This is a genomic window from Thiocystis violacea (assembly GCF_016583575.1).
Taxonomy (GTDB): Bacteria; Pseudomonadota; Gammaproteobacteria; order Chromatiales; family Chromatiaceae; genus Thiocystis; species Thiocystis violacea.
This window is the reverse complement of record NZ_NRRG01000103.1, coordinates 1-6,259: the sequence shown is the minus strand read 5'-3', so window position 1 is coordinate 6,259 and position 6,259 is coordinate 1. Positions and strand designations below refer to the sequence as shown.

The following is a 6,259-nucleotide window of genomic DNA, read 5'->3' as shown; positions in this document are numbered from 1 at the left end:
CCCCAGACACTCGACCCAACCCCCATGATTGAGAAAGCAGAAGGCCGCGCAGGCGACCATCGCCGCCAGGGCCGTGATTCCCGGACCATAGCGCGCGGGCCGCTCGGCGATGGCATCGAGCCGTCGATTGAAGTCCGAGACGCTCGCGCCGGAGGGTGTGTTCAGCGCCAGCGCCTCCATATCGACGATACGGCGGGCATTGACGCTCACGGCGGGGATGGTCCCGACCAGGGTATGGCTCTCGCCCTGGCGCACGCAGGTGGCGATGACCGTATTGAGGGTTACCTCGGCGTGAACGGCCTCCAGACCGAGCGCGCTCCCGACGCGGTTCATCTCTTCCTTGACGCGGTAGGCGCCGGTGCCCGCCGAGGCCATGAGCGCGCCGGCGCGCACCACCGCCTGGCAGATCGCCGTGAACTCAAGGGAATCCTGACGCGGTGACTCCGAAGGCTGATTGATTGGATGGGTACTCCTGATTGACGGTTAGAATTCCACGGATCCGTCCCTAACCAAGCGAGACCCGCACGATGCGCCGACTGCCCGCCGAATGGGAACCCCAATCCGGGGTCATGCTCACCTGGCCGCACGCCGAGACCCCCTGGGCGGACCAGTTGGAGCGCGTCGAGTCACTTTACGCCGAGTTGGCCGCGCTGATCGCCCGGTACGAAGGGGTGCTGATCGTCTGCCGGGACGCGGATCATGCCGAACACGCGCGTGGTCTGGCAACCGGAGCCGGCGCGGATCCCGCCCGACTGCGTCTCGGCCTCGCCCCGAGCAACGACACCTGGACGCGCGACCATGGCCCGATCGGCCTGCTGACCGATGGAGTCCGTCCCCTTTTGCTGGACTTCCGCTTCAACGGCTGGGGCGGGAAGTTCCAGGCCGATCTGGACACCCGGATCACGGGCCGCCTGTCCGAGGCCGGGGTCTTCGGGGATGCTCCACGCGAGGAAAGTCCGCTGGTGCTGGAGGGCGGCGCGATCGAAACCGATGGCCGGGGAACCCTGCTCGCGGTCACCCGAACCCTGGTCGATCCCTTGCGCAATCCCGGCCGCTCGCGCGAGGACATCGAGCAAGAACTCACCGCCCGACTCGGCATCCGCCATTTTCTCTGGCTGGAACGGGGTGCCATCAGCGGCGACGATACCGACGGCCATATCGACACACTCGCCCGCTTCTGCGATCCGGGAACCATCTGTCATGCCCGCGGCGAGGATCCGACCGATCCGGATTACGCCGAGCTTCGGGCGATGGAGCAGGAGCTCAAGGCGCTGCGGGATCCCGATGGCCAACCCTATCGCCTGGTCCCGCTGCCCTCCCCCGCCCCGATCCTGGACGCGGACGGCGAGCGCCTGCCGGCCGGATACGCTAACTTTCTCATCATCAACGGCGCGATCCTGCTCCCGGTCTACGGCGATCCGGCGGACGCCGAGGCCCAGTCGGTCCTGAGCGGACTCTTTCCCGGCCGAGCCATCCTGCCGCTCGATTGCCGACCGCTGATCCGCCAGGGTGGCAGCCTGCATTGCATCAGCATGCCGCTTCCGGCCGGAGTGCTGGCGTTCGCGCCCTGATCGCCTATCGCCTGGGCGCCGCGCGGGTTTCCATTCGGCTCGACCGGTGTCTTGTGCATTGCAATATTGAATCCTTAGTATTTACCGATATGCCGGTGCTATATAATCACGGCTTTGTCCAACCCAAAATCGCCTCGAACGCATCCCTGGAAGCGACATGACCAACAAGCCCGACATCGATCCCCAAGAGACGCAGGAATGGCTCGATTCGCTCGACGCCGTGCTGGAGAACGAAGGCGTCGAACGCGCCCACTTCCTGTTGGAGCGCCTGATCGACAAGGCGCGCCGCTCCGGTGCCTACCTGCCCTACAGCGCCAATACCGCCTATCTCAACACCATTCCGGTCCAACGCCAGGAGCGTTTCCCCGGAGACCGGGCGATGGAGCGGCGTATTCGCTCCTTCGTGCGCTGGAACGCCATGGCGATGGTGGTCCAGGCCAATCGGCTGTCGACCGAGCTTGGGGGGCACATCTCCAGCTTCGCCTCCTCGGCGACCCTGATCGACGTCGCCTACAACCATTTCCTGCATGCCCGCGACAAGGATCACGGCGGTGACCTGGTGTTCTTCCAGGGCCACTCGGCCCCCGGCATCTATGCCCGCGCCTTCCTCGAAGGCCGCCTCAGCGAGGAGCAGCTCTACAACTTTCGCCAGGAAGTGGACGGCAACGGCCTCCCCTCCTACCCGCATCCCTGGCTGATGCCCGGGTTCTGGCAGTTTCCCACGGTTTCGATGGGGCTCGGTCCCATCATGGCCATCTATCAAGCCCGGTTCATGCACTATCTCAGGGACCGGGGCCTGACGAACACCGCCGGCCGCAAGGTCTGGGCCTTCCTTGGGGACGGAGAGATGGACGAGCCGGAATCGCTCGGCGCCATCTCGCTGGCCGCGCGCGAGCAACTCGACAATCTGGTGTTCGTCGTCAACTGCAACCTGCAACGCCTCGATGGCCCGGTGCGCGGCAACGGCAAGATCATCCAGGAACTGGAGGCGGTCTTCCGCGGCGCGGGCTGGAACGTCATCAAGGTCGTCTGGGGCAGCTATTGGGATCCCTTGCTGGCGCGCGACAAACAGGGGTTGCTGCTCAAGCGCATGGAAGAATGCGTCGACGGCGACTATCAGACCTACAAGGCCAAGGGCGGCGCCTACACCCGCGAACACTTCTTCGGCAAGTATCCGGAGCTCAAGGACATGGTCGCCAACATGACCGACGAGGACATCTGGCGGCTCAATCGCGGCGGTCATGACCCGGCGAAGGTCTACAACGCCTATCTGACCGCGATGGAGACCAGCGGCAAGCCGACCGTGATCCTGGCCAAGACGGTCAAGGGCTACGGCATGGGCGTCGCCGGCGAGGGCATGAACATCACCCACTCGCAGAAGAAGATGGGCGAGGCCGCGCTCAAGGCGTTCCGCGACCGCTTCAACATCCCGATCTCGGACGATCAGATCGGCGCCGCGCCCTTCTACAAGCCACCCTCGGACAGCGAGGAGATCAAGTATCTGCATCAGGCGCGCGAACGGCTCGGCGGCTACCTCCCGGCCCGTCGCGACGAGGCACCGCCCTTGCAGATACCCGAGCTGGACGCCTTCCACAGCCTGCTCGAAGGGACCGGGGACAAGGAAATGTCCACCACCATGGCCTTCGTGCGGCTACTGACCCTCATGGTCCGCGACAAGCACATCGGCCAGTACGTGGTGCCCATCGTCCCGGACGAGGCGCGCACCTTCGGCATGGAAGGCATGTTCCGTCAGCTCGGCATCTACGCCTCGCAAGGCCAGCTCTACGAGCCGGTCGACGCCGATCAGGTGATGTACTACCGCGAGGACAAAAAGGGCCAGATCCTCCAGGAAGGCATCAACGAGGCCGGCGCCATGTCCTCCTGGATCGCCGCCGCCACGGCCTATGCCAATCATGGCCAGAGCATGATTCCCTTCTATATCTACTACTCCATGTTCGGCTTCCAGCGCATCGGCGATCTGGCCTGGGCCGCCGGCGACATGCGCGCGCGCGGCTTCCTGATCGGCGGCACCGCCGGGCGCACCACGCTGGCCGGAGAGGGCTTGCAGCATCAGGACGGTCACAGCCCCATCCTCGCCTCCACCATCCCCAACTGCGTCGCCTACGACCCGGCCTATGCCTATGAGCTGGCCGTCATCGTGCAGGACGGACTGCGGCGCATGTACCGGGAGAAGGAAAGCGTCTTCTATTACCTCACGGCGATGAACGAGAACTATGTTCAGCCGCCGATGCCCGAAGGCAGTCAGGAGGGCATCCTCAAGGGTCTGTACCGGATCCAGCGCGGCGAGGAGCGCGCCCATCGCGTCCAACTCATGGGGTCCGGCGCCATATTGCGCGAGGTGCTCGCCGCCGCCGAGCTGCTGGAGAAGGATTTCGACGTCGGCTCGGCGGTCTGGAGCGTCACCAGCTTCAACGAGCTGCGACGCGAGGGCATCGATATCGAGCGCTGGAACCTGCTGCACCCGGACCAGGAGCAGCGCACCACCTATGTCGAGACCCAGTTGACCAAGTCGCGCGGCCCCATCGTCGCCGCCACCGACTACATGCGGGCCTACGCCGATCAGATCCGGCCCTATGTCCCGCGCCGCTATGTTGTCCTGGGAACGGATGGCTTCGGGCGCAGCGACATGCGCAGCCAGCTCAGGAAGTTCTTCGAGGTCAATCGTTATTACGTCGCGGTCGCCGCGCTCAAGGCGCTGGCCGACGAGGGGGAGATCCACTCCTCGATCGTGGCCGAGGCGATCGCCAAGTACCGCATCGACCCGGAAAAACCCAACCCGATGACGGTTTGACGCCACCGAATCGACAGACCGAGGAGTACATCGCGTGACAACCGTCGAAGACATTCTATTGCCCGACATCGGGGATTTCTCCAATGTCGAGATCATCGAAATCCTGGTCGCTCCAGGCGACCGGATCCAACCCGAGCAGTCCCTGCTGACGCTCGAAAGCGACAAGGCGACCATCGAGATCCCCTCGCCCACCAGCGGAACCATCAGGGAGATCCTGGTCAAGGCTGGCGACAAGGTCAGCCAGGGCGACCGGCTGTTCCGGGTCGAGGCCGAGGGAGCAGCCGCATCGAAGGATCCTGACCCCATGGCACGCACGGAACCCACGTCCAAGCCCACCCCGCCTCCGGCGCGCGAGGAGCCGCCGGTCGCCCAGGCGCGCCAGGCCAAGGCCAGCCCTCAAGGCGAATCGGTCTCGGTCGTCCTGCCCGACGTGGGCGACTTCGCCGACATCCCGGTCATCGAGATCCTGGTCGCACCCGGTGACCGTGTGGAGACCGAGCAATCCCTGCTGACCGTGGAAAGCGACAAGGCGACCATGGAGATTCCCTCGCCCTACGCGGGCGTCGTCGAGGAACTGGCCGTCAAGCTGGGCGACACCCTCAACGCCGGGGATCTCATCCTGACCCTGAGCACCGACGCGCCGCCCGTGCCGGACGCGGAAGGTCCATCCCCGGACCTGACGACGGAAGAGGCCGACAGCCCAGGATCTCCCGCGCCCGAGCCCAAGGCGGACACCCCGCGACGGGCGCACGGCGAGGCCGAGCGCCGCCAGGCGCCGGTGCTCCCACGACCGGAGGACATGGCCGCCATCGCCACGGGCCGCAAGTCTCACGCGAGCCCCGGCGTGCGACGTTTCGCCCGCGAGCTGGGCGTCGATCTGGCGCGTGTCAAGGGCTCTGGCCCCAAGGGACGCATCCTCAAGGACGACGTACAAGGCTACGTCAAGCAGGCGCTCGCCCAGGGCCAGACCCCGGACTCGGGGACGACGCTGCCCTTTCGGCTACCACCCGCGCCCGAGGTCGATTTCGCGCGCTTCGGCGCGGTCGAGATCAAGGAGATTCCGCGCATCCGCAAGATCAGCGGCAAGCACCTGCACCGCTGCTGGCTCGGCATTCCGCATGTCACCCAATTCGAGGAGGCGGATATCACCGAGCTGGAAGCCTTCCGCCAGGAACAGAAGGACAGCGCCGCCAAGGACGGCGTCAAGCTCAGCCTCCTGCCCTTCCTGCTCAAGGCGGTGGCCAGGGCGCTGAACGAGATGCCGATCCTCAAGGCGTCGCTGACCAGCGATGGCGAGCAGCTCGTCCACAAGCACTACACCCACATCGGGGTCGCCGTGGACACGCCGAACGGTCTGCTGGTTCCGGTCGTGCGCGATGTCGACCAAAAGGGGCTGCGGACCCTCGCCCGCGAACTGGCCGAGCTCGGCGCCAAGGCACGCGCCGGCAAGCTCCTGCCCGGCGACATGCAGGGCGGCTGCTTCTCCATCTCCAGCCTCGGCGGCCTGGGCGGAACCGCCTTCACGCCCATCGTCAACGCCCCGGAGGTCGCCATCCTGGGCGTCTCGCGCTCCGAGATGAAACCCGTATGGAACGGATCGGAGTTCAGGCCGCGCCTGATGCTGCCGCTCTCGCTCTCCTATGACCACCGGGTCGTCGATGGAGCCGACGGAGCGCGCTTCACCAGTCGGCTGCGACAGTTGCTGGGGGATATCCGCCACCTCTTGCTCTAGTCCATCGCGTCCGCCATGGCCTTCAGGCTTCGGTGGCGCCATCCCAAGACCCGACAAGGATGTCGGGCGACCGCCATCGGTGCTCTCGTTCGATCCCAAACAGCGGCACGAACGCTCGTCCACTCCCCGCCCCCGACCCCTCGA

Annotated in this window: 4 protein-coding genes; 3 read left to right on the top strand and 1 reads right to left on the bottom strand. The window is 65.8% G+C overall.

The window, feature by feature from the left end; all coding sequences use genetic code 11:
• Nucleotides 1-396: threonine/serine exporter family protein (locus CKO27_RS23135; RefSeq protein ID WP_338116178.1), on the bottom strand; the 396-nt coding region annotated here is incomplete at its 3' end.
• Between the two features lie 131 nt (nucleotides 397-527).
• Between CKO27_RS23135 and CKO27_RS23130 the strand changes: the two genes are divergently transcribed.
• The 3 genes from CKO27_RS23130 (at nucleotide 528) to aceF (ending at nucleotide 6,115) form a co-directional block, all read left to right on the top strand.
• On the top strand, nucleotides 528-1,571 hold the full coding sequence (locus CKO27_RS23130; RefSeq protein WP_200377273.1) for an agmatine deiminase family protein: 1,044 nt from the start codon (nucleotides 528-530) through the stop codon (nucleotides 1,569-1,571).
• Nucleotides 1,572-1,728: 157 nt separating this feature from the next.
• Nucleotides 1,729-4,383 (top strand): pyruvate dehydrogenase (acetyl-transferring), homodimeric type, encoded by a 2,655-nt coding sequence (aceE, locus tag CKO27_RS23125; protein WP_200377272.1) that lies wholly within the window; start codon nucleotides 1,729-1,731, stop codon nucleotides 4,381-4,383.
• Between the two features lie 34 nt (nucleotides 4,384-4,417).
• Nucleotides 4,418-6,115 carry a dihydrolipoyllysine-residue acetyltransferase gene (gene aceF / locus CKO27_RS23120; RefSeq protein WP_200377271.1) on the top strand — a complete coding sequence of 566 codons (1,698 nt, stop codon included), beginning with the start codon at nucleotides 4,418-4,420 and terminating at the stop codon, nucleotides 6,113-6,115.
• The last annotated feature ends 144 nt before the right edge of the window (nucleotides 6,116-6,259 follow it).

Coding starts and splice junctions, on each gene's coding strand:
- CKO27_RS23130 (WP_200377273.1), top strand. CDS start 528: ATGCGCCGACTGCCCGCCGAATGGGAACCCCAATCCGGGGTCATGCTC.
- aceE (WP_200377272.1), top strand. CDS start 1,729: ATGACCAACAAGCCCGACATCGATCCCCAAGAGACGCAGGAATGGCTC.